This window comes from Geobacter sp. AOG2 (assembly GCF_019972295.1).
Lineage (GTDB): Bacteria > Desulfobacterota > Desulfuromonadia > Geobacterales > Pseudopelobacteraceae > Oryzomonas.
On the sequence record NZ_BLJA01000001.1, the window covers coordinates 1,882,038 to 1,906,818 of the forward strand.

The window sequence follows — 24,781 nt, forward strand, 5'->3', positions numbered from 1 at the left end:
ATGGCCAAGATAGTGGTTGACCCGATAACCAGGATTGAAGGACATCTTCGTATCGAAGCCGAGGTGGATAACGGGAGAATCACCGATGCCTGGAGTTCCAGCACCATGTTCCGCGGCATCGAGAAGATTCTCAAGGGACGGGATCCGCGGGATGCCTGGTTTTGGACCCAGCGTTTCTGCGGCGTCTGCACCACCGTGCATTCCATTGCCTCTATCCGGGCAGTGGAGGATGCTCTCAAAATCAAGATTCCACCCAATGCCCAGTTGATCAGGAACATCATCATCGGCATCCAGAATGTGCAGGACCATGTCATCCACTTCTATCACCTGCACGCCCTGGATTGGGTGGACGTAACCTCGGCCCTCAAGGCCGATCCGGGCAAGACGTCGGTCCTGGCTGCCTCGCTTTCAGATTGGCCCAACAACTCTACAACCTACTTCAAGTCGGTTCAGGACAAGCTCAAATCTTTCGTTGCATCGGGCCGCCTCGGTCCCTTTGCCAACGCCTACTGGGGGCATCCGGCCTATAAACTGCCTCCCGAGGCCAACCTGATGGCAACGGCCCATTATCTTGAAGCCTTGGAGTGGCAGAAAGATGTGATCAGGATTCACGCCATCCTGGGGAGCAAGAACCCTCATCCCCAAACCTTTCTGGTTGGGGGGATGGCGATCCCTATCGATCCCGACTCCCAGAACGCCCTTAACGCCGACAAGTTGGAGGAGATAAAGCGCCTGTTGAAGAAGGCCCAGGATTTCGTCGAAAAGGTCTATATCCCGGATCTTCTGGCGGTTGCCTCATTCTACAAGGAGTGGGCCGCCATTGGCGGCGGGGTGGGCAATTACCTTTGCTATGGCGAATTTCCCGACGCAGCCGGCAACCAATGGTTGCCCCAGGGCGCCATTCTGAACAGGGACCTTAGTAAGGTGCTGCCGTTGGACCAGAAAAAGGTGGCCGAATATGTGGATCATTCCTGGTTCGAGTACACTACCGGTCCGGAAAAAGGTCTCCACCCCTGGGACGGTGAATCGGAAGCCCGCTACAGCGGTCCCAAACCGCCCTATGAGTTTCTTGATACGGACAAAAAGTACTCCTGGGTCAAGGCCCCCCGTTACGATGAAAAAGCCATGGAGGTCGGCCCCCTGGCGCGGGTGCTGGTGGCGTACGCCTCGGGGCACAAGGAGACAAAGGCGGCGGTGGAACTGGTTCTAAACAAGCTGGGTGTCGGCCCTGAGGCGCTTTTTTCCACCTTGGGAAGGACCGGTGCCCGTGGTATCGATTGTCTGCTGATTGCCCGCCAGACCCCTAAATGGCTGGACGAACTGATCGTCAATATTTCCAAAGGCGACTATCGCATCCACGCCAACGAGAAGTGGGACCCCAGCGAATGGCCCGCCGAGGCCAGCGGTTACGGGTGGCATGAAGCACCGCGCGGCGCTTTGGGGCATTGGATCAAGATCAAGGACCAGAAGATCCTCAATTACCAAGCGGTTGTCCCCTCAACCTGGAACGCCTCTCCCCGCGACGGCAAAGGGCAGCGAGGGCCCTATGAAGCGGCCCTGGTCGGTACACCGGTTGCCGATCCCGGCAAACCGCTCGAAATTCTGCGCACCGTCCATTCCTTTGACCCGTGCCTTGCCTGCGCCGTTCACGTAGTGGATGCAACCGGAAACGAAGTGATCAAGGTGAAAGTTTCCTAGAAAGGGGGCCGGTATGAGTGAACAGTGCAAATTCAAGAATTACATCTGGGAATTGCCGGTACGTTGGTGTCACTGGACCAATGTTCTCTGTATCGTCGTACTGTCCGTGACCGGCTTCTTTATTGGCACACCATTCTCGTTCGGTCATTCTGCATCAGATTTTACGATGGGATGGATTCGTTTCATCCATTTTACGGCTGCATACCTCTTTACCATCAGCGTGATCTCGCGCGTACTCTGGTCGTTCATCGGCAACAGGTATTCGGGCTGGCGGGAGTTTTTCCCCCTCGCCACCGACAAAGGGCGCCATAAGTTGATCAAGATGCTTCGGTATTATCTGCTGATCGACAAGGACGTGCCTGAAACCGTTGGCCATAACCCATTGGCGACCACCGCCTATATCGCCTTGTTCTGTATTTACTCGATCATGATCCTGACAGGTTTTTCGCTCTATGCCGAACATGCCCCCGGATCTTCGATGCACCGTGCGCTCGGTTTCATGTATGTCATGTTCAGCGATCAGGGGATGCGGCTGACCCACCATTTTTGCATGTGGCTGATCGTAGGTTTTGTCATAAATCATATCTACAGCGCCTGGTTGATGGATATCAAGGAGCATGGCAGCGAGATATCCAGTATGTTCTGCGGCTATAAGTTTACGGTGAGAAAAGAGGATTGACGATTGCATTTCGATGTTATGATGGAGGCGCGCATCGTGGCGCGCCTTTTTTTTGGAGCGGGGGAGGGGAGCCGTTATGAATTTACGTGGAGATATATCGCCGTCCATCCTGGTGCTCGGCATCGGAAATTTGGTGATGAGTGACGACGGGGCAGGCGTGCGGGTTGTCCAGGAACTCCAGAAACGGTATCTCTTCCCCCTCCATGTGAAGATCATGGATGGGGGTACCTTGGGGCTGGACCTCCTGCCCAGTTTGGAGGGGATTGAGCGGCTTTTGGTGGTGGATGCGGTCGAAACGGGAGGCAAACCGGGAACCATGGTGCAACTGTCGGGCGAGGAGTTGCCGATTGCACTTCAAACCAAGGTTTCTCCTCACCAGATGGGGCTCAAGGATCTTCTTGTCGTGGCAGAGTTGATGGGGTGCGCCCCCCGGGAGATGGTGTTGGTCGGCATCCAGCCAGCCTGCATCGAGATGGGTGATGAACTCTCGAAAAATGTTGCTGAACAACTTGAAGAAATGATTTCCAACGTACTTATAAAATTAAGAGAATGGAATGTTGAAGCCAATTTGATCTAGCCAAGCTTCTTTTTCATTTCCAGCACATTCCCTTCGTTGGTTTTTTTGTACTCCACGGAATCCATCAATGACCGGATGATGAAGATGCCGCGCCCCTTCTCGCCGAGCTGATCCGCTTCGAAGCAGGGATCGGGCACTGACGTGAGATCAAAGCCCTGGCCGCTGTCATAAACCTTGATGCAAATCTCTTTATCCGAAGCGCTGATGCGTATCTGGATATCCTTGTTGGGATCGGCGGCATTGGCGTGTTTGATGGCGTTTACCATGGCCTCGGTCAGCACCACATTGAGGTGGTGCGCCAAGGCCTCCCGGTCCCCCTTGAAACGATCCAATTCCCGCACCATGTTCTCACCGATCCTGCCGATCATGCTCAGGTAACGGGTCTGATTAGGTACAACGATCTCGATGTCGATGGTATTTTTCATGACAACCTCGCGTGTGAGAGAGCTGCATGTACGTAAATGAAGGTTGCGCTCAGTAGCTCTCGAGCGCATCGTCAACGGTCTGAAAGATATCGAATACCCGGTGCAGGCGGGTCAGCTCGAACATCGACTTTACCTGGCTTTGAAGTCCGGAGAGCTTGAGGCTTCCCTGGCGCGCGGCGGCATTCTTGAAGCCGGATACCAATACTCCCAAGCCGGAACTGTCGATAAAACGCACCTCCTTGAGGTCGATCAACAGGTCTTTCGTCCCGCTGTCGAACAGCCGGTTCAGTTCTGTCTTGAGTTCCTCGGAATTGTGGGCGTCAAGTCGCTCCTCCTTTACGTAGACGACCTTGACGGCCCCGTTTTCCTCGATTTTATATTGCATGGCGTAACTCCTTTCGTTCTGTGCCCCCCTGGCGCCAGGGCCGGGGAACGGTGGTGGATGTAGTGTTCCGTGCGGTTAGTTCGTACTCGTCATTAAGGCTCTTAAGGCCGTTGCCGTTGTTCTGCCTCCTTGATGCAGACCGTGCGACACCTGTGTCGCCGCGCCTCGGCAGCGGCCAAAAGAGCAAAGGAATTACTTCCCACGGCTAACCGCACGATACACTAAAGTATCTTGAGCACAACCAGCGAAATATCGTCCTGGAATGTCTCGGAAGCGGTGAAGTCGCCGACCGCCGCATAGAACGCGTCGATGATCTCCTTGGCCGGCAGGTGCCGCAGAGTGTGCAGGAGAGAGCATACCCGCTCATTTCCGTATAATTCGTCATTCCCGTTACGCGCTTCGGTCAACCCGTCCGTATAGAAGAGTAATACATCGCCCGCTTTGAGTTCAAAGCTGCGCTCCTCGAATACCACCGAGGTCTTGACGCCGAGGATCAATCCTTCCGCATCCAGTTCGATGCATGAATACTCACCATCGCGACTGATCATGGGCCGGTTGTGGCCGGCATTGGCGAAAGAGAGGCGACCGGTGGCGGAGTTGTATTTGGCGTAGAACATGGTGATGAAAAGTTCGGCGCGGGTCAGATCATCATAAAGCTGGCTGTTGAGGATCTGCAGGATGGCGCTGGCGCTGTGGGCCGAATTGACCTGGGCACGCAGCAGGGTGCGCACTTCTGCCATGATCAGGGCCGCACCGACACTGTGTCCCGAAACGTCGGCGATCAAGAGATCGATGGTGTGGTCGTCCCGCTTGAAAAAATCATAATAGTCGCCCCCCACATGCGCGGCCGAGATGCAGCGACCCGCCATGTCGATCCCGAAGGTTTCCGGAGCGGCGTCGGGCAGGAGCGATATCTGGATTTGCTGGGCGATTTCCATGTCCCGCATGACCCGGGCCTTTTCCAGAAGTGCCAGTTCCTTCCCGGTTCGTTCACGCTCCTTGGCCTCCATCTCCAGGACAATGGTGACCGCCTGGGCCAACTGACCTGCCAGGCTGCACAACAGGCTGATAAACTCTTCAGTGAATATACCGGTAATTGATTTGGAAAAAACCGATAGAACGCCTAGTGATGGTTCTCCCTCGCGGAAAATGGGGAGATACGCGCAGGAGACAATCCCCTCCGCCAGCGTCTGTTCAAAGTTGACGGTCATCCCGATTTGGCTGGTGTCGTTGACGAAGTGAGCTTTGCGGTCCAAAAGCGCCATGTCCCAATAAGGGGCGCTCTCCATGAACCAGTGGTTCCGGTTGAAGGGGCGCCGGTTGCTTCCCTGATAGCTTTTGACCGCGAGGGTGCCGTTGCCATCGCGCAGTTGGATGAAGGCCACATCCAGCTTGAATTCCTTGAGCAGCAGGTTGAGCAGGTCATCCATAATGATCTGGAGGTCAAGGGTACGGTTGATGATCTCGGATGCCTTCAGACGGACGTAGAGTGCTTCGCGGCTCTGGTCGAGGGAGGTGCGGACTGAGCTGAAGATGTCGTAGACCGATTCCATGCGCGACCCCATGTCGGAGAGGAAACTGTCCACAATGGCCCCGGCGGCGGCGGCCCCGACCGAACCGGCCAGGGTTTTCTCGGTGAAACGCTTGAGGTTTGGGAGTTCAAATTCGGAAACGTTACCTTCCGCATCAATCTCGCGATCCCCAAGGTGGTTGCTTATGGCGTGGTGTGCGTCCGCTTCTCCGATAAACTTGGCCATCAGGTTAACGAACTGGCTGATGGTAACCGGTTTGGAGAGGCGTTTGGTCTCGGTCGGATGGTCGGGGCGTTCGAGATTGTAAGTGCCGATGAAGCGGCGTACTTGTTCACGCTCAGGCTCGTCCTGGCGCAGCAGGATCGAACAGAAGATATATGCACTGATATTGAAAAGCATGCTCCAGAACAGGGAGTGGCTCCACAGGTCCATGTTGCTGAGGCCGAACAGTTCGGTCGGTTTGAGGAGCCCGATACCGAAAGGACCTTTCGTGAGCAAGTCCGTCTCAAGCCAGCCGGATTTGCCGAACGAGGGGAGCAGCAGGGTGTAGGCCCAGATCAGAAAGCCGAACAGGATGCCGGTAATGGCGCCGGCCTTGTTACCGCGCTTCCAGTAGAGGCCACCCAGCATTGCCGGCATGAATTGGCAGGCGGCCGAGAAGGAGATCAACCCCATATTCACCAACATGTAGGTATCGCCCACGATCCGGTAGTAGAAGTACCCGAGGAAGACCACCATGAAGATACCCAGCCGTTTCAGGTTGATCAGCAGATATGGGAACCAGGGTTGTGGGGTAAACCGGACAATGACCGGCATGAAGATGTTGTTGAGAAGCATGGTGGATATGGCTACCGACTCCACCATCACCATCCCGGCTGCGGCCGACAGCCCCCCCAGGAAGGCCAGCAGGGCAATGGTGCCGTGCCCGCTGAGAAGCGGGATGTTGATGACGAAAAAATCGGCGCCGCTGCTGCTGCCGGTAGTCAGGATGCCGCCCAGGGCAATCGGCATGACGAACAGGTTAATCAGAAAGAGATAGGCGGGAAAGAGCCACATGGCTTTGGTAATGTGCTTCTCGTCCGAGTTCTCGATAACCATGACGTGGAACTGGCGTGGCAGGAGCATGATGGCCGCCATGGACATGAAGAGCATGGTGAATGACGGTATGTAGCCCGGATCGTTGCGAGCACCGCCAAAGGTGAAAAGCTGTTTGAACAGTTCGGGCCGGGCGGCATGAAAACGGGTGAAGATATCGTTGAACCCATCGAACAGGTAGTAGGTGACGAAGATGCCCACGCCGAGCAAGCTGACCAGTTTGACCAGTGATTCAAAGGCCACGGCGGCGATCAACCCCTCATGGCGTTCGCTCGATACCAGTCTGCGGGCACCGAAAATAATACTGAAAATCGACAGGATCAGAGCGAGTAACAGACCGGTCGGCACCGTCAACTCCGATTCACCGTGGGGTATGTGGATACGGTTGCCCTGAGAGCCGCTGATCAGGTAGAAACTGGTGGAAACGGCTTTTATCTGCAGAGCGATGTAGGGCATGATGCCCAGGATGGAGATCAGGGTCACCAGGGCGCCCAGCCAAAGAGATTTGCCGTAGCGCAGGCTGATAAAATCGGCGATTGAGGTTATATTGTTTTCCTTGCTGATCTTAACGATGCGCCGCAAGAGAAAAAACCAGGAAAAAGCGGTGAGGGACGGCCCGACATAAATCATCAGAAAGTCCAGACCGGCGGTAGCCGCTTTGCCGACGCTGCCGTAAAAGGTCCACGACGTACAGTAGACTGCGATGGACAGGGAGTAGACGTAGGGGTTACTGATGATGCTCCGGCCGGTTTCCTTACGGTGGTGGGCGTACCAGGCGATCAGGAAGATCAGCGCGGTATAGATGGTTGATATGATGGCCGCGTGGGCGAAGCCGGAGTTCACGGTTGTTTGTTCTCCGGGGATTTATCGGTGGTGTGGCTGACAGCCAGGGTGAAAAGATATATTACGAAGATGGAAACCGCCCAGCCGAGATAAAAATAGAGAAACATGAGCGGGTAGCCCAGGATGGTGTCCGGCTTATTGAAGATATGCAGGAAGGGGAAGTTCATCATGATGAAGCCCATCACGAAGAAAATGACCCATGATTCCCGAAATTGGAGCCTGTGCAGGAGGCTGTGACGCAACCGATTCGTCATGGCATAAGCCTCGCGTAGATCTGACTGGCGAGAGTTCCAGGGGGAGTTGCGGTGGCAATATTCAGTACGGTACCCTCCGAATCATCCGGCGGTTGGAAGCTGTTTTGCTGCAATTCGAGAATTTCAAGGCGGCCGTCGGAAACACTCTCTCCGGACGATTCCCGTTTGAGCAGGCGGCGTCGCTGCTCCGTATCCGGGCAGGAACAGTGCAACACAACGAAGGGCAGGGACAGGCTTGCGGCCAGTTGGCCAAAGCGATGACGCTGCTCGCGGCTGATGAAACAGGCATCGATAATGACGGAACGTCCTGCGGCAAGTTCGGCTTCCGCCAGGCGTAGTAGTTCGGCATAGGTAGCCTCGCTTGCAGCGGCCGAGTAAAGTCCTGTTTCGAACGGCACATGCATGGCCGTATCCGGTGGCAGGGCCGCCATCTGTTTTCGGACCCTGTCCGAATTGTAGGTTGCGATACCGAGTTCAAAGGCAAGTTGTGCCGCCAGGGTGCTTTTGCCGCTTCCCGTCAGTCCGCAGGTGATGAATAGTGTGGTTTTCAGGCGTTGTCGTTCGAGATAACCGCGTGCCAGCCGGAAATAGGCGGCGGATCTGCCACCGGCGAGTTCCCGTTCCTGCGGATCGATGCCGCCGTCGTTCTGGCGGAAACTTTCCACTTTACCCCGCACAAATGCGCGGTAAAGCTTGTAAAAATCGATCACCTCGCAAAGGCCGGTATCACCCGAAGCGGCCAGATATTCATCGAGCACCGCTTCGGCCAAGTCGCGACGACGGTGGAAGTCCAGATCCATCAGGAGAAAAGCGATATCGGCGGCGGTGTCGCAGTAACGGAAGCGTTCGTTGAACTCAATGCAATCGAAGATATATATTTTGCCGTCGGTCAGGCAGATGTTCTCCAGGTGGATGTCTCCGTCGCACTCACGGATGAACCCGCCGGATATACGCTTTTCGAAAAGCTCAGAACGGTTTTTGACGAATGATGACACCCACTCCCGGATCACTTCCAACTCATCGGCAGAAAGAGGTGTCTGGTGGTCATCTGCGCTTTGATCGAGGTTTTCCTGCCAATTGGCCATGATCCGTTCCCGTTGGCCGTATTCGCTGATGGCGGGTGAGGTCGCGGCGGCGTGGTGGAATGCGGCGATGACCCTGGCCACGGCCCGCATATCGGCACTGGTCACCTCTCCATGCTCCACCAGGCGATCGAGCATCCGTTCGGCCGGAAGCCTCTTCATCTTGACGGCATAGTCGATGATCGGGCCGTCGCCGAAGAACGCTGCTCCGCCGGGGGACTCCCGGACCTCGACGACCCCCAGGTAGATGTCCGGGCAAAGACGACTGTTGAGTCGTACCTCCTCATGGCAATAAAAGCGGCGCCGATCGATGGTGGAGAAGTTGAGAAACCCGAAATCCACGGGCTTTTTGATCTTGTAGGCGGTATCGCCTGCCAGGAATATCCAGGAAACATGCGTCTGAATCAGTTCGACGGAACTGACCACCTCCGGGTAGGCGTCATGTTTCATTAATGATTTTAATATGTTACGATGCATATGGTGGTCTCTCTCAGATAAGAATACTACCATTAAAACGGCGCTTCCGCAAGCAACTGGGCGTTCTGATATTCATTTGACGGTGATTATGTTTCATGCTAGGTTTTACTACATTTTTCAACAACGAGGAACGCCGCTGTGAAGCTCAGTTTACCAATAATAGCGCTGTCCGCCATTCTGCTTTCATCCTGTGCGACAACCGGTTCCCATACGTCTGTCGATTCCGGGTTATCCCGCATGGCATACGGTAGCCAATCCCGAGCCCTGTACCTCTATTCGCGAGCCCGGTTGGCGGCCTATGACGGAGATTTCCCCACCGCCTTGTCCATACTGCGGGATGCCCTGGAGTTGGACCCGACTTCCGCCTTCCTCAACAACGCCGTTGCCGAGGTTAAGCTGAAGATTGGGCAGGCGCAGGAGGCCCTGGAATACTTCGATAAGGCTATCAAGCTTGACCCGTCTTACCGCGATCCCTATCTTCTGGCAGGTACGACCCTGTCTTCCATCGGCAAGGACCGGGAAGCGCTTGACTACCTGCGTAAAGCGGTTCAGCTTAATCCTTCCCGGGAAGACGCCTACCTGCATCTGGCCTTGGCCCTGTCGCGGCTCAACGAGTACGAGGAAACCGTTACTACTCTGAAGTCGTTGATCAAGATCAATCCTGATACCCTGCTGGGTTACTACTATCTCGGCCGGGCTTACAGCCAGATGAAGCTGTACCGGGAGGCGGTGGGTTATTTTCAAAAAGCCCTTGAACTGCGGCCCGAATTCGAACAGGCTGCCCTTGACATGGCTGCCTCGTACGAGGCGTTGGGAGACTATTCCAAGGCCATAGATATCTACAAAAACCTTGTGGACGATGATGACAGCAAGATCCCGGTCCTGCAGCGCCTGATTCAGCTTCTCATCCAGCAGCGTCGCTTCGAGGACGCACTTGAGCTCCTGAAGCGGGCGGCGGACACGGGACTCTCGGGCCCGGAAACGATGCGCAAGATAGGGTTGCTCCATCTTGAGCTGGAACAGTATGACGACGCTATCAAAGTATTCAACGACATGCTTGAGAAGGATTCGAGCGCTGATCAGATACGCTTCTACCTGGGGATGACCTATGAGGAGAAGGGGGATATAGACCGCGCCTACGCCGAATACGCTAAGATACCTCACGATTCGCCCGCCTATCTGGACGCCATAGGGCATATTGCCTTCATTCTCAAGGAAAAGGGCAAGACCGACCAAGCGGTGGAGATGCTCAAGGATGCCATTGATGCTAATCCGGGCCAGCTTGACCTGTATCTCAATCTTTCGACGCTCTACGAGTCGCTCGGCAGGACCGATGAAGCGCTCGCCCTCGTTCTCGGCGCCGAAAAGGAGTTCCCGAACGAAGCCCGCCTCTACTTCCGCATCGGTGTTCTTTATGACAAGCTGGGCAAGAGGCACGAATCCATTGAACAGATGAAGAAGGTGCTCGCCATCAATCCGAAGGATGCCCAGGCGCTTAATTTTCTGGGCTACACCTACGCCGAGATGGACATCAATCTTGATCAGGCCCTTGAATACGTCAAGCAGGCCGTCGCCATCCGCCCCAATGACGGTTTCTTCCTGGACAGCCTTGGCTGGGTCTACTACAAGATGAAAAGGTATAACGAGGCCGTGAAGTGCCTGGAAGACGCCAACCGCCTGGTGGAGGAGGATTCCACCATTGCCGAGCACTTGGGGGACGCCTATTATGCCAAAAGGGATTACCGCAAGGCGTTAAAACTCTACAAGCGGGCGTTGAAGATCGAGCCTGATCGCAAGGAATTGGCGGACAAACTGCGCAAGCTCAAAGGGGAGCCCGGGGATCGATGAACAGGCTGCGCCGCCTCAGGCTGCTGCTCCCGGCCCTGTTCCTTGCCGCAACTACCGCATGTACCCAATCGCCGGCACCGCCCCGGAGCGGCGCCCATGATGAAAAACCCGCCTATGGTGACGCCCTGGTGGAAGGAACCATTGGCGACGCCTCTACCCTGATCCCGCTCCTGGCGACCGATTCCTCATCCCATGCCGTGGCAGGGCAGATCTACAACGGTCTGGTCAAATACGACAAAGACCTGAACATCGTCCCCGATCTGGCACAGTCCTTCGATATTGCACCGGATGGGCTCACCATCACCTTTCATCTACGCAAGGGGGTGAAGTGGCACGACGGCGCGCCCTTTACCGCCCGGGATGTCCTTTACACCTACCGGGTCACCATCGACCCCAAAACCCCCACCGCCTATGCCGAGGATTTCAAACAGGTCAAAAGCATTACTGCGCCCGACGATTATACCGTTCGAGTGACCTATGGCACACCCTTTGCCCCGGCCCTGGCCTCGTGGGGGAACAGTATCCTGCCGGCGCACCTGCTTGAGGGCAAGGATATCACCAAGAGCCCCCTGGCTCGCGCGCCGGTTGGTACCGGGCCGTACCGCTTCAAGGAGTGGGTCGCCGGGCAGAAGATCGTGCTGGAATCCAACCACGACTATTTCGAGGGCAGACCCTGGATCGACCGCTACATCTACCGTATCATCCCCGATACCTCCACCATGTACATGGAGCTTAAGGCAGGCGCCATAGACATGATGGGACTGACGCCGGTGCAGTATGCCCGCCAGACCACCGGGGCCGACTTTACGTCGCGCTTCACTAAGTACCGCTATCCTTCATCCAGCTATGTCTATATGGGCTACAACCTCCGTCATCCGCTCTTTAAGGATAAGCGCATCCGCCAGGCCCTGACAGCGGCCATCGACAAGGACGAACTGATCCACGGCGTACTGTTCGGCATGGGCCGGAAAGCGGTGGGGCCGATTGCTCCGGGCCGCTGGGCCTACAATCCCAACGTCAAAGACATCGCTTACGATCCCAAACATGCGGCCGACCTTCTGGCCCAGGCCGGGTGGAAGGAGAAAAACAGCGATGGTATTCTGACGAAAGACGGCAAACCATTCAGCTTCACCATCCTGACCAACCAGGGAAACCAGCAACGGCTTTTGACAGCCCAGATCATTCAGCAACGGCTCAGGTATGTGGGGATCGATGTGAAGATCCGCATCGTTGAGTGGGCCACGTTCCTCAAGGAGTTCGTGGACAAGGGGAACTTCGAGGTGGTTATACTGGGGTGGACAACCAGCCCGGACCCGGACATGTACGATGTCTGGCATTCCAGTAAAACCAATCCGGGCGAACTGAATTTCATCGGGTACAAGAACACCGAGGTGGATCGCCTGCTGGTGGAGGGGCGCAGCACCTTTGACATGGAAAAACGCAAGAAGGCCTACTTCCGCATCCAGGAGATCATGGCCGACGAGCAACCCTATACCTTTCTCTATGTACCGGATGCCTTGCCGGTGGTCAGCTCCAGGATTCGCGGAGTGGAGCCGGCTCCGATCGGCATCGGCTACAACGAGATCCAATGGTACGTGCCCAAGGCCGAGCAGGTATACTAACAGGTTGTTGAAAAACAGCCATCTCGCCGCCGTCCTCAAAAGCCGCCTTGTGCGGCGTAGCGCTGCTACGCCTCCGCGGGGCTTTCTGCGGGTGCGACGATCTGACCATTTTTGAACAACCTGAGTTTTTCAACAATCTGCTAAAAGTGGCTCTGTGAGAGAATGATGTTATGACGACATACTTGGTAAAACGCATCCTGATGTTGATCCCGCTCATGGTCGGCATAACGCTGATCACTTTTTCGGTCGTCCATCTGGCGCCGGGAGAGCCGGTGGAGATGCAGATGGCCATGAACCCCAAGGTGGGCAAGGAGGCACGGGAGCGGCTGCGCAAATTTTACGGCCTGGACAAGCCGCTGCACGAGCAGTATTTTACCTGGGTCGGCAAGCTGGCACGGCTGGACCTGGGGCGCTCCTTTTCCTCGGACAACCGGCCGGTCAAGGACAAGATCACAGAGCGCCTGCCTATTACCCTTGCACTCAATATTATCGCCCTGGTGCTGGAATTCGGCTTGGCGGTCCCCATCGGCATCATTGCCGCCACCCACCGGGATACCTGGCTGGACAAGGGGATAACCATTTTCGTTTTCGTTGGTTTCGCCGTGCCGACCTTCTGGCTGGCGCTGCTTTTGATGTACCTGTTCGGCGTCAAGTTGAATTGGCTTCCCATCTCGGGCCTGCACACCCTGGGGAGTGACAGTTACGGTATGCTGCATTACCTCTGGGACATGGCCAGACATCTCTGCATGCCGATCATGGTTGCTTCCTTCGGCAGCCTGGCCGGGTTGTCACGCTATATGCGATCATCCATGCTGAATGTGATCGGCCAGGATTACATTACGACCGCACGGGCCAAAGGACTTTCGGAACGCGTGGTGATCTACAAACATGCCTTGCGCAATGCCCTGTTGCCGCTGATTACCCAGGCGGGCCTGGCGATTCCCGGATTGATCGGTGGAAGTGTTATCTTCGAGACCATCTACGCCATTCCCGGCATGGGACAGCTCTTCTACCAGGCGGTGATGGCCCGCGATTATCCGGTGGTTATGGGAATCGTGATCATTGGGGCTCTCTTGACCCTGATCGGGAACCTGGTCGCCGACGTCTGCTATGCTCTGGCCGACCCACGCATCAGGGAAGGAAGGGGGGCGCAGTGATCGGAGCGCATTCCTATTTCCGTGCCGTGTTCTGGCCGCGTTTGTCGCGCAACAGATTTGCCGTGGTCGGGGCGGTTGTGGTGTTGCTGATGCTGGCGGTCGCTCTTTTGGCCCCCCTGATTGTACGATTCGGCCCCAATGAGATCAACGCTTGGGAGGTGTTGTCACCCCCATCCCTGAAACACTGGTTCGGTACCGACGACCTGGGACGCGACGTCTTCAGCCGGATCGTTTACGGGGCGCGGATTTCTCTGCTGGTTGGCTTTGTAGCGGCGGGGATCGCCGTCTTGATTGGAACGGTCCTGGGGCTCGTGGCAGGGTTTTACGGAGGCTGGGTTGACAACATCCTCATGCGGGTCGTTGACATCATGTTCTGCTTTCCGACCTTTTTCCTGATTCTGGCGGTTATTACCTTTCTGCGTCCCTCCATCTGGTACATCATGACCGTTATCGGCCTGACCGGGTGGATGGGAGTGGCCCGGCTGGTAAGGGCCGAGACCCTTTCCATCCGCGAGATGGACTACATCATGGCCGCCCGTTGCATCGGCTGTTCCGACAAACGCATCATCTTCCGCCACATCCTGCCTAATGCCGTGTCTCCGGCTTTGGTGGCGGCCACCCTGGGCATCGCAGGCGCCATATTGACGGAGTCGGCCCTCTCGTTCCTGGGTATCGGTGTCCAGCCGCCCACCCCCAGTTGGGGCAACATCCTCACCTCAGGCAAGGATTATATCGAATTTGCCTGGTGGCTCTCCCTGTTTCCCGGCCTGGCCATCCTGGTGACCGTGCTGGCCTACAACCTGCTGGGAGAAGGGATCAGAGACGCTCTGGATCCCCGCGTCAAGCGCTGATTCTAAATACACACACCAACAAACTGTCGGTACGCCGACACTTGCCGTGGCATGGTGCCGGTGCAACGTACAGTGTCGGCCGCTACGCCATGGTGCATATGGCGATCAAGGCTTCCATGAAATTGGTGGTAGTCAAAAGCCCCACCAGATCGCCATTCTTGTCGGTCACACATAATCCGTAGAGTTTTTTATCGTGAACCAACTGGGCGGCCTGGCAAAGGGGCGCGTCGGGCAGGATGGTGTAGGGGGTGGGGTTCATGGCATCCTTGACCGTTGCCTTGGAAAGCACGTAATGCACCTCCCAGGTATCCAGAGGGGTTGACTTGCCGGGAGAATAGTCCTTGATCATGCGGTCGGTGATCAGGCCGCAGAACTTTCCTTTGCGGGTCACCGGCAGGCGGCGAATGTTCTTCTCTTTCAACAGGTGGATCGCTTCAATGATGGAGGCGTTTTCCTCGATGGTGATCGGGTCTGGGGTCATCCATTGTTCGACGGTCTGCATGACGGTTCCTTTCATGTTCCTCACCCGGCCCTTGATTCGTATCTCCTGCTGCTGATAGGAAGGTTTCGTTCCCGTTCTTGCCAGGAGCAGGGGAGGGGAAGGAAGGCTTTAGAGTCTACATACCCAGAAATGCTTTTTTGACATGCTCATTATTGAGCAAATCCGTGCCCGCACCGGTCAGGACGACGCGGCCGGTTTCCAGTACATAGGCACGGTGGGCGATCTTCAGGGATTGGAAAACGTTTTGCTCAACCAGCAGGATGGTGACCCCCTGCCGGTTGATCTCCTGGATAATTTCGAAGATGATCTTGACAAACAGCGGCGAAAGCCCCAGCGACGGCTCATCCAGCAGCAAGAGTTTCGGGTTTGCCATGAGGCCGCGGCCTATGGCCAGCATCTGCTGCTCACCGCCCGACATGGTGCCCCCCAACTGCTTTTCGCGCTCCTTCAGGCGGGGAAACATGCCGAACACCCGCTCCACGTTCGCCTCGCGATCTTTCCTGGCACTTGTGATGTAAGATCCCATGCGCAGATTTTCCAGAACCGTCATCTCGGGAAATATCTTCCGTCCCTCGGGAACCTGCACAATGCCGCGCTCCACCACCTGATGGGACTCGAGTTTTTCGAGATCCTCTCCCAAAAAGGTGATGTTGCCCGAGGTCGGTTTCACCAAGCGGGAGACATTCTTGAGGGTGGTGGATTTGCCGGCGCCGTTGGCGCCAACCACGGTGACGATTTCCCCCTCTTGAACCTCCAGGTCGATGTCCCAGAGGACCTTCAGGTCGCCGTAACTGAAATTAAGTTTATCGATGGTGAGCATGAAAATACCTCTTATGAAACGTTAGCCACACGGAGAAAACCGGAAAATCGTATTTCGTTTTGTTTTGACGTTCCCTGTGCCTCTGTGGCTTCGTGGCAAATGTCGATTATTATTCGCTGCCCAGATAAGCCGCCACCACGTCGGGATTGCTGACGATCTCCTGTGGAGCGCCTTCCGCAAGTTTTTCACCTGAGTTGAGCACGACGATCCGATCGGATATGCGCATGATGGCCTTCATGTCATGCTCGATCACCATTTGAGTGATTCCCCGTTTTTTGATGTCGAGGATCAGTTGAATGATTTCTTCACTTTCCGCAGGATTGAGACCACCCATGACTTCGTCCAGAAGCAACAGCCTGGGTTGCGTCGCCAATACCCGAGCCACCTCCAATTTTTTCCGCTCTCCGATGGGCAGTCCGCCCGCAAGAAAATTTGTCTTGTGCTCCAGCTTGACGATCTTGATCTGATCCAAGGCCATGTCACGGGCAACTTTGAGGGACCCGGTACGGCACAGTGCCCCGACCATGACATTGTCCACAACATTCATCTTGGCCAGCGGCCGGACCTTTTGCCAGGTTCGGGCCATGCCCAGCTTGCAGACTGCATCGGGGTGCAGGCCGTTCATACGTCGGCCGTCAAAGAGAATCTCTCCCTTGGAGGGAGGATAGTAGCCGGTAATGCAGTTGAAGAGGGTCGTTTTGCCGGCGCCGTTGGGACCTATCAGGCCCATGACCATGCCTGCCTCCATCTCGAAAGAGACATCCGAGTTGGCGGCAAGGCCCCCAAAAAATTTGCTGACGTGTTTGATTTCAAGAATGGCCATCAGGCTGTCTCCTTATGCTTCCTGGCAGTCAGCGACTTGAAGAATCCGAGTATGCCATCCGGCATGAAGAGTATGACGATCACCACCAGGATGCCGTAGATAAGGGTATGGGCATGGGCGAGGTTTTCCTTGAGAAAATTGCCGATGTTTGATTCTTCCGAAACGATGCCGGTCTTGAATATGGCTGAAGCGATCAGGTTGCTCCGCAACGCTTCTGAGAGAGGTACCAGGACAAGAGCGCCTATGACGGGGCCATAAATCGTGCCGATTCCGCCGATGATGCAGATGAGGACAATCTGCACCGAGATATCCAGGGCCAGGACTGTCGGCGGATCAACGAAACCGACGTAGATGGCATAGAAGCTACCTGCCAGTGAGGTAAGCATGGCCGATATTACCAAGGCGATGTTTTTATAGATGGTGAGGTTTATTCCGAGGGAGTTTGCCGCATCCTGGTCCTCGCGGATTGCCTGGAAGTAGTAGCCCAGTTTGGAATTCTGCACCAGCCAGGTAACAACAATGGTAAGCAGTGCCAGACAGAGTCCGATGTAGTAGAACGGCACTTTTGAAACGAAATCGGTAATCACGGTACCACCGATCGTAAAGGGCGGTAACCCGGCGGACAGGATTCCCTCCGCACCATTGGTGAAGCTCTGAAGGTTCATGGCGCACAGGCGCATGATCTCGGCGACAGCGATGGAAGCCAGAACAAAATATGGCCCGCGCAGCCGGAAGCAGATGGAACCGATAATCAGGGCTATCACCGCAACTGCTGCAAGGCCAACCCATACACCGTACCAGGGGGGAATCTGTTTGAATTGAAGCAGCATCATGGTCGCGTAGGCACCAGTTCCGAAGTAAGCAGCGTGTCCTACCGAATACTGCCCGGTGTAGCCCCCCAGGATGTTCCAGCTCTCACCCATGATAGTACTGAGAAAGAAGAGGATCATTATGTGGAGCGTATAGGGGCTCTCGACGAAACGCGGAAAAAGGAACAATGCAGCCAGCACGGCCAGAAATAGTGCGACCGAGATTGGCGAACGGCCTGAAGTGGTTGCAAGAATGGTTCTGATTGTCTTCATCGCTGTCGATCCCCGTTACATTCTGGATTTGCCCATAAGGCCGGACGGTTTGAAGAGTAGCACCAGCAGGAACAGGACGAAGACCACAACGTCCTTCCAGCCCGACGAGATGTATACCGCTCCGAGCGATTCTGCCACACCGATGATGATCCCTCCGAGCGTCGCGCCAACGATGCTCCCCATCCCTCCCAGGACGGTGATGACGAACGCCTTGAGGGTAAATGTGCTGCCTACTTGGGGAAAGATGTAGTATGTCGGTGAAATCAGCGCTCCGGCAGTGGCGGCCAGCGACGCGCCCAACCCGAAGGCAATGATCGACATGCGTTTGACGTTGATCCCCATCAACTGGGCAGCTTCCCGGTCCTGGGCAGTCGCCCGGATGGCCTGACCGGTATCGGTCTTCTTCAGGAACCAATAGAGGAACGCGGTAATGATAAAGGTGATGATAAATGAAATGGCCAAGGGAGATGATACGGAAATCCCCGCGCCCCGCTTGTCCGGCTTGATTTTGAACGCCGGGCGAAAAGATTGGTAGGTTGCTGCCAGCAAGGCGCGGATCTCGTCGGCGGACTTGCCTGAGACATCCGGCGGGGTGTTATTGTCGCCCGAATCAGTCTTGGCCTCGGCTGCGGCCGCGTACTTTTCCAGGGCTTGGCGATACAAGTCGTCAGCCGCGGCGCCATTTTTGAGTTTTGCCTGGGAGTACAGGATGAAAGCGGCCCCGTTGAGGCCATCGTAACTGTCGGATTGCACATCCAGAGCTGCTGCCATCTTACGGGATGCGTCGGCGAAGAGGGACTCCGCCTCCGCGCCTTTCTTCATCGCAGCCTGCCGTGCGAGAGTCGAGGCCCAGTTATACTTGACATCAAAATCGTCGGGGCTTGTCTTTTCCGCCTCCGCGAACTTCTCATAGGCCTGGACGAAAAGCCTGTCCGCCTCAGCCCCCCCCTTCAGGAACGCCTCGCCACCGAGGGCAACGCCCCAGTTATTCAGCGCACGGTACTGGTCCGGGCTTATTTTAGTCGCTTCGGCAAACTTTGAAGCGGCCTCGGTAAACAGGTCAGCGGCTTTGCTTTCGGTTGATGACTTGGCGTCCTTCAGGAGAGAGTTGCCGCGGTTGTACAATTCTTCATACTTGTCCGGGTTGATGATGGTGGTGAGCACCTGGAAGCTTGCTGAAGAGTATTTGGTCGTTAGTATTTTATAGTCGGAGGTGAACACGAGCATCATGGTATTGCTCATGATGAGGCCGAGTCCGATGGTCAGCAGTATCTGGTTTTGCGGCAGGGCATTCAGCACCCTGTTGATGAAGACCTTCTGCAAAAAACCGCCATATAGAAACATGACGGGGAGGACAATCAATACCGATACGAAGGGATCAATTCCCGCAAGGGTAAACAAATAGTAGGACAGATACATGCCAAGCATGAGAATATCGCCGTGTGCGAAATTGATTACACGCATCACGCCGAAAATTATAGTCAGGCCGATTCCTATCAGGGCATAGACGCCGCCGACGAGTACGCCGCTGAGCAATGATTGAAGAAATACGGTCATTGTAGGCAATCTCCGGGTTCTGGATAAAACAGCGCCATCGAGACAACGGTTGTGGTAGCTGCGGGGATGGCGACTACCATCCCCGCAGGCTTGCCTGTCATAAATACGGTGAGTGAGTCATTATTTCCATCTGGGGAAAGGGTACACCGGTTTGTGCGATGTAAACTGTGCAGGGTAGACGGTTTCGTGTTTTCCATTCTGGATCTGTTCGACCAGCATTTGATGCTTGTTCTGGTTGGTATAGCCACCGTAATCGGCAAACTTTACCTCGCCCATGACGCCGTTCCACTTGCCGGATTTGAGCCCTTCACGCAATTTTTCCCGGTTGCCGTTGGCCTTGGCAGCGGTCTCACCCATAATGATCATGGATTCATACGCGGTAGAGGCGTGGTAGGTCGGTTCCTTGCCGAAGCGCGCTTTGTAGCGTTTGCCGAATTCCTTGGCGCCGGGCCAGTTCACGTCGTCCGTCCATTGGGTGCTGGAAAAAACATTGTTGGAGATGGCCCGTTCCTTGGCAAATTGTGCCACGGCGAACCCGGCGCCGGCACCGAGGAAGGCCTTGGGCTGCAAGCCGATCTCGCGGGATTGGCGCATAAGCAGGATGGCATCGGCAACATAGGAAACCATGAAGACCAGGTCGGGATTATGGGCCTTGATCTTGGTCAAGGTCGAACGGTAGTCGGGAGACCCCTTGGAATATGCCTCCTCAAAGACGACCTTGATACCCTTCTGGGCTGCCACGGCTTTTGCGGCGCGGGCGGCCGATGTGCCGAAATCGGTATTCTCGTTGATAATGGCCATGGTTTTCTGCTTACCGAGGCTTGCCGCCATATCAATCAGTATTTCAGCATAGTCGGTGGTTGTGGCGCTGAGGCGGAAGAGCCATTTAAGATTTTGTTTGGTGATCTCGTCCTTTGAGGCGACAGGAATCAGGAGCGGCACTTTGTACTTCTCAGCGACCTTGGCGATAGCGTTGGCGCACGCCGAGGTGTAGGGACCGACCACGCCGACCACGTTGTCCCGCGTGGCGAGTTTCTCCATGGCGCTCATGGATATCTGCGGCTTGCCGGTGTCATCCTCTTTAACGAGTTCGACATCGATCCCCTTTTTCTTCAAATCTTCAAGGGCCAAGGTAACGCCGTTCGTCAGATTCTCCCCGATCGGGGCTTCGGGACCGGTGATGGAATTGATAAAACCAATTTTTACCTTAGCGGCATGGGCTGCCATCGGTAATGCCAGTATCAGGGCCAATGCTGTTACCTGAATCTTTCTGAACATGCTTAACCTCCTTGTTTGTTGTGATTGCCAGCCAGGTTGATAACTGTTTACCAAAATATGAAATGGTGTTCTATCCTACTGCAATCAAGGTGCCATAATCAAGGAATAAGATAATGTGCGGATATTGCTGCATTGAGTTGATAATTTACCATAAGCGGCCGGGTATGCAAGGGGGGCGGGTGGCGAAAAACAGCCAGGCATGTGGCGGAAATCGGCCAGTAAAATAGTCAGAGGCCGTATTTTTCCATCTTGTAACGCAGAGTGCCGCGCGGGATCATCAGGAGTGAGGCTGTTTGCAGTACGTTGCCCCCGGTCCTTTTCAGAGCCTGGCCGATGATGGCCTGTTCGTAAATCGCCAGGGCGTCCTCAAGCCCCATGCCGTGGGGGAGTATGTCAGCGGTTTCCATGTCTGCAATCTGAGGCGCCAGGGTGTCAGTCTGACTGGTCCGTATCTCCTGGGGGAGGTGTTCGGCCAGCAGGACCGGACCGGAGCGCATGATACTGATCCGTTCGATCACGTTCCTGAGTTCCCGAATGTTTCCCGGCCAGGCATACCGTTCCATCAAGCGGACCGCCTCGGATGACACCTCCAAAAAATTCCGCCCAAAGGCCCTGCTGAAACTATCCAGAAAATAGGCTGCAAGGGCTGGAATATCCTCGGTCCGCTCCCGTAGCGGCGGAATATGGATGGGAAACACATTGAGGCGGTAAAAGAGGTCTTCCCGGAAGGCTCCTTCCTTGATGCGCTTGTTCAGGTCGCGGTTAGTAGCGGCAATTACCCGCACGTCGATGGGGATATCCTTGATCCCGCCCACCCGCCGGATAGTGCGTTCTTGCAATACCCTCAGCAGTTTGGCCTGCATGGCCAGGTCCATCTCGCCGATCTCGTCCAGGAAAATGGTGCCCCGCTGGGCCTCTTCGAACAGGCCCGTTTTACGACTGGTAGCGTTAGTGAATGCTCCCCTCTCGTGGCCGAACAACTCACTCTCCAGGAGCGTCGCCGGGATGGAGGCGCAGTTGATGTCTATGAAGGCGGCCTCGCTACGGTCGGACAACTCATGGATGGCACGAGCCACCAACTCCTTGCCGGTGCCCGATTCGCCACTGATCAGAACGGTGGATGGCCTACGGGCTATCTCCCCAATCTGGGCGATCAACTCCTTGAAAAGCCGGCTTGTGCCGATCATGGGCGAACGGCCCGGTAGGGTGCCGCCGGCCCGCTTCAGGTTGCGCACTTCGCGTTTCAGTGTCTGTGTCTGTAGCGCCAGTTTGACGATAACCCGCAAGGCATCGGCTTTGAAAGGTTTTTTCATGTAATGGAACGCCCCGAGTTTCAGGGATTCCACCGCGCTCTCCACTGACCCGTAACCGGTTATTATGATCACCAGGAGGTCTGGATCAAGCTCCTTGAGAGCCTTGAGCACGTCTATACCGTTTTCAATCCCCAGATTGAGATCGAGCAGCGCCAGATCTATCTCATCCGAAGCGACGATTTCCAACGCCTCTTTTCCCGAAGCGGCGGCGCAGACCTGGAAACCCTCGTCCTCCAGAATGCGCTCCACGTTTTCACGAATAAAGTTTTCGTCATCTATTATCAGAATCTTTTCCATGTCAGTCCTTTTCTTGGTCAGGCTGTCATCAAGCTTCCACGGAGTCCTTGTTGCGTGGCAGTTCCAGGATAAAACGAGTTCCCGTGTCCCCGTCGCTTTCCACGCTGATGCGGCCATGGTGCTCCTCGACAATGATACGGTGGGTAATGGAGAGCCCCAGGCCGGTTCCCGCCCCTTTGCGGGTAAAGAACGGTTCGAAGATCAGGGGCAGGTCGTCGGAGGCGATGCCCGGCCCGTTGTCGGAGATAGTGACCAGTGCGTTTTTGTCATCGGAAGCGGTCGAGATGACGATGCGACCGCCGTCGGGCATGGCCTCCAGGGCGTTTTTGACGACATTGAGCAGAGCTTGCTTGATCTTCTCCGGGTCAAAGCGGAAAACCGGGACTGCCTGAATCTTCAGTTCGATGGCAACCTTACGACGTTCGCACTGCCGCCGTATCAACAGGAGCGAGTCATGCACTACCGCGTTCAGGTCGCCCTCCCTGAATTCGGCCCGGACCGGCGAGGAATAGTTCAATAGTGCGGTGATCAGGCGTTCAACACGTTCGATCTCGGCCACGGCTTTCTTGATCATCGCCTGGTCGCCTGAAACGGATGTTGCGCGGTCATGCAGGTCGTCCAGCAGCAGGGAGATACCGGTCAAAGGATTGCGCACCTCATGGGCGATACCGGCCGCCAACTTGCCCAAGGATGCCAGACGGTCGAGCCGCATCATCTCGTCCCGCAGCTTCTCCCGCTCGGTTTCGTTACGCATGGTGACGGTGAGACCCTGCTCTGTGTCGTTGCCGATAGGAAAAAAACCGACTTCGAAATAGGTTGTGTCGGCACCTTGGCCTATGGTGAGCGGCTCACGGCCGTAGCCGCTACGGGTCGTCAGGGCGTGGGCAATGCGCTGAGGCATGTCGGACCAGCCGCGGAATACTTCATTGAAGTGTGTGTTGACGGCGATGTCGTCCCCAAGAAAGTGGTGCCCCGTTCCGTTTATGGACGTGAGCAGGCCCTGGGGAGAAAAGGTGAGGATCGCACTGGAGATACTCTCCAGAATGTTCTCCTTGAAGTTGCGTTCGTCAAGGATTTCCAGGCGGGAGCGCCGCAGTTCGTCCAGGGTTGAATGCAGGCTGATCTTGCGTAATTCCAGTTCGTCTGCCATGAAGTTGAAGGCGCCGGCCAATTCGCCGATCTCGTCACCGGAGGTGACGTTTACCCGGTTGCGGGTGTCCCCCTCAGCCAGCTTGCGGGCTCCTTCGTTCAACTGCCTGAGCGGTTGAGTAATACCCCGCGCCAGCCCCCATGCCGCCAATCCGGCCAGCAGGGCGGCAATCATCAGGATGATGGCGCTCAGGGTACGGTGCTGGCCCAGTTGCCGGTCGATCATGCGGCTTCCCTTGCGGGCAAGGTCATGAAATTGATCGACCTGAAAGCCGATGGTTACCCCACCGAAGATGCCGTAACGACGGTAATCGCTGGTGTCATAACGGATCGGCGCAAACGCCATGATCTTCTTGGATCCCCCTACATTGGTTATGTCGACGGAACCGGCCTTTTGCCGCCTGACCTCCTCGGCCACCCGGGGATAGTTGGGATGGACAAAGCCGGCCCGATCAAGATTGAAGGGGATGCGCCCATTCTGAACATCGCCGGGCGCCGACTGTTCGCTGTAGGCCGGCAGTAGTCTGCCCCGGCGGTCCAGGCCGCGAATATCCCAGTATTTGGGATGCGTGATGATCCACCCTTCGTCGTCGAACAGGAAAGCATAATTTCCACTTTTGTAGGACGGGAAGATGGTGGAAAAATTCCGGCCCGGGTCGATATGTTGAGTGAATTCCATGAGATGTCGGTGGTCGAGGGAGATGACAACCATGCCGTCGAAACGTCCCGCCCGGTTGAAAAGCGGCGAACCGAAGCGGATCACACCCTGATAAGTTGCACCGCCGTAGGCAGTTTCCGGTTCATCCGCGCCAACAAGTTGTTCCTGGCGGGATACGTGAAATCCGGTCAGGTGGCTGACATACACATCACCCCGCTTCAGTACCTTGATACGCTGGAAATAGTCCTCTCCCTTGAATTCGGTATGTGCAGGCCGTGAAACGTCCATAAGACCTGATGCCGGTAAAAAGCCGCCGTCCCGGATGACAGTCCGCTCGTGACCGTATCTGTCGATAATGGCGATTGACCGGTAGAGAGGGATGAGTTCCCGTGTCTCGCGGGGGGCTTTGGCAGTGCCTCGTCGCTCCCAGACTTCGCCGCGGCGGTTGGCATAGAAGTTGAGCAGGGTCCGGCGATCAAGGTTGGAGCGCGCCAGAAATTGGAGATCGCTTTCGCACTGATGAAGAAAATCGGACACGCTGTCAGCGACCTGCTGAGCGCGCATCTGGAGCAACTCCGATGCCTGGGTATCGGCATCGGCGGCAATCTCCGTTGTCAGGCGAGAGTTGATCTTTTCCAGGTTTGAGAACAGGATCAGCGACGTGGCCAGGAGCGGCATCAGGGTCAAAAACAACGTGATGGCAAGGATCTTTTTGAAGAGGGTCATGCGCGGCATGTCGGCTCCAGTTACAGCAATCCTGATTGTGTTTGTCTGATT

20 protein-coding genes and 1 pseudogene are annotated in these 24,781 nt (G+C 55.8%); 7 read left to right on the top strand and 14 right to left on the bottom strand.

From position 1 onward, the window contains the following. From LDN12_RS08505 to LDN12_RS08515, 3 genes are all read left to right on the top strand, one after another. Entirely contained in the window at nt 1-1,698 is a 1,698-nt protein-coding gene (locus LDN12_RS08505; protein ID WP_223922241.1) for a nickel-dependent hydrogenase large subunit, read from the top strand. Between the two features lie 13 nt (nt 1,699-1,711). Continuing rightward, nucleotides 1,712-2,377 (top strand): Ni/Fe-hydrogenase, b-type cytochrome subunit, encoded by a 666-nt coding sequence (gene cybH, locus LDN12_RS08510; RefSeq protein ID WP_223922242.1) that lies wholly within the window; start codon nt 1,712-1,714, stop codon nt 2,375-2,377. Between the two features lie 76 nt (nt 2,378-2,453). Continuing rightward, nucleotides 2,454-2,954 (top strand): HyaD/HybD family hydrogenase maturation endopeptidase, encoded by a 501-nt coding sequence (locus tag LDN12_RS08515; RefSeq protein WP_223922243.1) that lies wholly within the window; start codon nt 2,454-2,456, stop codon nt 2,952-2,954. On the opposite strand, the gene LDN12_RS08520 is transcribed toward LDN12_RS08515, so the two are convergent. The 5 genes from LDN12_RS08520 to LDN12_RS08540 form a co-directional block, all read right to left on the bottom strand. Further along, complete coding sequence (locus LDN12_RS08520; protein WP_223922244.1) at nt 2,951-3,379, bottom strand: ATP-binding protein; 429 nt, start codon at nt 3,377-3,379, stop codon at nt 2,951-2,953. The two genes, LDN12_RS08515 and LDN12_RS08520, sit on opposite strands and share 4 nt — an antisense overlap. Nucleotides 3,380-3,428: 49 nt before the next feature. Then, on the bottom strand, nt 3,429-3,764 hold the full coding sequence (locus tag LDN12_RS08525) for an STAS domain-containing protein (protein ID WP_223922245.1): 336 nt from the start codon (nt 3,762-3,764) through the stop codon (nt 3,429-3,431). Between the two features lie 221 nt (nt 3,765-3,985). Further along, complete coding sequence (locus LDN12_RS08530) at nt 3,986-7,234, bottom strand: SpoIIE family protein phosphatase (RefSeq protein ID WP_223922246.1); 3,249 nt, start codon at nt 7,232-7,234, stop codon at nt 3,986-3,988. Continuing rightward, complete coding sequence (locus LDN12_RS08535; RefSeq protein WP_223922247.1) at nt 7,231-7,488, bottom strand: hypothetical protein; 258 nt, start codon at nt 7,486-7,488, stop codon at nt 7,231-7,233. The genes LDN12_RS08530 and LDN12_RS08535 overlap by 4 nt, the downstream gene beginning before the upstream one ends. Further along, nucleotides 7,485-9,020: a bifunctional aminoglycoside phosphotransferase/ATP-binding protein gene (locus tag LDN12_RS08540; protein WP_223922248.1), complete on the bottom strand. Its 1,536-nt coding sequence runs from the start codon at nt 9,018-9,020 to the stop codon at nt 7,485-7,487. The genes LDN12_RS08535 and LDN12_RS08540 overlap by 4 nt, the downstream gene beginning before the upstream one ends. 264 nt (nt 9,021-9,284) lie before the next feature. Between LDN12_RS08540 and LDN12_RS08545 the strand changes: the two genes are divergently transcribed. The 4 genes from LDN12_RS08545 (at nt 9,285) to opp4C (ending at nt 14,525) form a co-directional block, all read left to right on the top strand. Then, nucleotides 9,285-10,895 carry a tetratricopeptide repeat protein gene (locus tag LDN12_RS08545; protein ID WP_223922249.1) on the top strand — a complete coding sequence of 537 codons (1,611 nt, stop codon included), beginning with the start codon at nt 9,285-9,287 and terminating at the stop codon, nt 10,893-10,895. Next, entirely contained in the window at nt 10,892-12,517 is a 1,626-nt protein-coding gene (locus LDN12_RS08550; protein WP_223922250.1) for a peptide-binding protein, read from the top strand. Before LDN12_RS08545 ends, LDN12_RS08550 begins: the two co-directional genes overlap by 4 nt. A gap of 170 nt (nt 12,518-12,687) precedes the next feature. Next, on the top strand, nt 12,688-13,674 hold the full coding sequence (locus tag LDN12_RS08555) for an ABC transporter permease (RefSeq protein WP_223922251.1): 987 nt from the start codon (nt 12,688-12,690) through the stop codon (nt 13,672-13,674). Beyond that, nucleotides 13,671-14,525, top strand: coding sequence for an oligopeptide ABC transporter permease (gene opp4C / locus LDN12_RS08560; protein ID WP_374045043.1), 855 nt, complete (start codon nt 13,671-13,673; stop codon nt 14,523-14,525). The genes LDN12_RS08555 and opp4C overlap by 4 nt, the downstream gene beginning before the upstream one ends. Before the next feature lie 82 nt (nt 14,526-14,607). Here opp4C and LDN12_RS08565 read toward each other — a convergent pair whose 3' ends face one another. The 9 genes and pseudogenes from LDN12_RS08565 to LDN12_RS08600 all read right to left on the bottom strand — a co-directional run bounded on the left by LDN12_RS08565 (nt 14,608) and on the right by LDN12_RS08600 (nt 24,739). After that, nucleotides 14,608-15,042, bottom strand: a complete 435-nt coding sequence (locus tag LDN12_RS08565) for a CBS domain-containing protein (protein WP_223922252.1) — start codon at nt 15,040-15,042, stop codon at nt 14,608-14,610. 100 nt (nt 15,043-15,142) lie between these two features. Next, nucleotides 15,143-15,847 carry an ABC transporter ATP-binding protein gene (locus LDN12_RS08570; protein WP_223922253.1) on the bottom strand — a complete coding sequence of 235 codons (705 nt, stop codon included), beginning with the start codon at nt 15,845-15,847 and terminating at the stop codon, nt 15,143-15,145. A gap of 109 nt (nt 15,848-15,956) precedes the next feature. Beyond that, nucleotides 15,957-16,670, bottom strand: a complete 714-nt coding sequence (locus tag LDN12_RS08575) for an ABC transporter ATP-binding protein (RefSeq protein WP_223922254.1) — start codon at nt 16,668-16,670, stop codon at nt 15,957-15,959. Next, nucleotides 16,670-17,752 (bottom strand): branched-chain amino acid ABC transporter permease, encoded by a 1,083-nt coding sequence (locus LDN12_RS08580; RefSeq protein ID WP_223922255.1) that lies wholly within the window; start codon nt 17,750-17,752, stop codon nt 16,670-16,672. The genes LDN12_RS08575 and LDN12_RS08580 overlap by 1 nt, the downstream gene beginning before the upstream one ends. Before the next feature lie 15 nt (nt 17,753-17,767). After that, complete coding sequence (locus LDN12_RS17980; protein ID WP_374045086.1) at nt 17,768-18,574, bottom strand: branched-chain amino acid ABC transporter permease; 807 nt, start codon at nt 18,572-18,574, stop codon at nt 17,768-17,770. A 60-nt stretch (nt 18,575-18,634) separates the two neighbouring features. Then, nucleotides 18,635-19,309 (bottom strand): annotated as a pseudogene (locus tag LDN12_RS17985) (hypothetical protein); the annotation flags it as partial. Nucleotides 19,310-19,429: 120 nt separating this feature from the next. Then, nucleotides 19,430-20,587, bottom strand: coding sequence for an ABC transporter substrate-binding protein (locus tag LDN12_RS08590; protein WP_223922257.1), 1,158 nt, complete (start codon nt 20,585-20,587; stop codon nt 19,430-19,432). A 227-nt stretch (nt 20,588-20,814) separates the two neighbouring features. Then, a complete protein-coding gene (locus LDN12_RS08595; protein ID WP_223922258.1) occupies nt 20,815-22,197 on the bottom strand; it encodes a sigma-54 dependent transcriptional regulator in 1,383 nt (460 codons plus the stop codon). A 28-nt stretch (nt 22,198-22,225) separates the two neighbouring features. Next, nucleotides 22,226-24,739, bottom strand: coding sequence for a PAS domain-containing sensor histidine kinase (locus tag LDN12_RS08600; RefSeq protein ID WP_223922259.1), 2,514 nt, complete (start codon nt 24,737-24,739; stop codon nt 22,226-22,228). Nucleotides 24,740-24,781: the final 42 nt, after the last annotated feature.